Here is a 1319-nt window from a genome sequence, read left to right as displayed (position 1 = left end):
CATTCCGGTTGACTATCATTTGAAAAATCGGAAATATTTACTCGATGTTTTTTCTGAATACTCATGCTATTATGTAGTTGCTGATGTTCACCATCCCGTGCACTCAGTAACTGCATCCACTGACTCTACTCTCACCCTTTTGAGAGTAGAGTCTTTAATTACAGGATTACCTTTGAACAGCATAATTTTATTTGAACTTATTCGTAATCGTTGTTTGTGTATGAGACACTTTTCCCTTTACCCAATATAAGACTTGCTGTCCGTAGCCGCTCTTTGGGGGTTCTTCAAATCTGATTTTCCCATCCACCACAATGTAGATCCCGTTTATTTTCATGTCTATTTCTCTTTTCATCTATGTCTGTTCTCCTTTTTATTGGCTTGTCCATTTTAGGAAATTCCTGTGCTCTCTTGATAAAAATGCCCTTAGTCCAGCTCCATAATTTCTTTCAATGTTCGATTGGACACATATACTTTAATGATTTGAATTCTCCCGTATGTTTCTACCGCTTTTTCTTTTGCTTCAGCCTCTGTATTCACTTCAAACCAACGTAACTTCTGTTTTTCATCTCGGTCAAAAAATTCTACTGCATAGGTAGGTGTTACTGAATGATTAGAGAGGAATTTCTCAGCCGTACTATGCGCTGTATAATCCATGTTTCCTACGATATCTTCAAAGGTTAATTGTTCCATACACTCAACTCCATTCCCACAAAATGATTGATTTCTCCCCTTTACCGTCTATAACTTTCTCCCTCGACTTCAATCAAATAGTCATTTGCCATCCCTAGCAATCTATCAGCAGCTGCAAACCCAATTTTTTCAGGTAAGGTATATTCATCTTCATTTGAGCTAAAAATGATGGGCGCTTTACGCTTATATCGCTCATTAATGATTTCGTAGTACATTTCTTCACGAGATTCTGTATGTTTGCTCTTACCTAGATCATCCCAAACCAGCACATCCGCATACTCTACGACTGTATGGAGCTTTTCAAAGTACTCCTTTTTATCATCACGCTTTGCTGACATAATCTCTGTCATAAAAGTGACATCACTTATACAAACTACTCTGCACCCTCTCGGTTGTGCATTTACAATGTCTTTATTTACAGTTTGAACATTTTGTATAATCCACCTAGCAGCTGCTATTTGTAGATGCGTTTTACCTAATCCGTAATTGTTGTGAAGTTTCATTTTCTCAACCCGTTCATTGATGGATAAGGCTTTTAACCTTCCCTCGCCATATGTAGCGATATATCCAAAGCTATTGCGCTTCGTATCCCTGATTTCATTAAACTTTTTTAAGTATTCCATCATGCT

At 37.5% G+C, this 1319-nt stretch carries 3 protein-coding genes; all 3 read right to left on the bottom strand.

Features of this window, described 5'->3' with window-relative positions:
* Nucleotides 1–187: 187 nt before the first annotated feature.
* Entirely contained in the window at nt 188–352 is a 165-nt protein-coding gene (locus ACQGS6_RS28675; protein ID WP_069354978.1) for a DUF3954 domain-containing protein, read from the bottom strand.
* Between the two features lie 71 nt (nt 353–423).
* Nucleotides 424–690 (bottom strand): hypothetical protein, encoded by a 267-nt coding sequence (locus tag ACQGS6_RS28670; RefSeq protein WP_000436951.1) that lies wholly within the window; start codon nt 688–690, stop codon nt 424–426.
* 41 nt (nt 691–731) lie between these two features.
* Nucleotides 732–1319 (bottom strand): DnaA ATPase domain-containing protein (locus ACQGS6_RS28665; RefSeq protein ID WP_426966039.1); only part of this gene is annotated, 588 nt, incomplete at its 5' end.

This window comes from Bacillus sp. GMs2/2 (genome assembly GCF_050172095.1).
GTDB classification, from domain to species: domain Bacteria; phylum Bacillota; class Bacilli; order Bacillales; family Bacillaceae_G; genus Bacillus_A; species Bacillus_A cereus.
This window is presented reverse-complemented; position numbering and strand designations above follow the sequence as displayed.

What these genes read in the sequence shown, in the direction of transcription:
- ACQGS6_RS28675 (WP_069354978.1), bottom strand. Translation starts at nt 352, where the DNA reads ATGAAAAGAGAAATAGACATGAAAATAAACGGGATCTACATTGTGGTG.
- ACQGS6_RS28670 (WP_000436951.1), bottom strand. Translation starts at nt 690, where the DNA reads ATGGAACAATTAACCTTTGAAGATATCGTAGGAAACATGGATTATACA.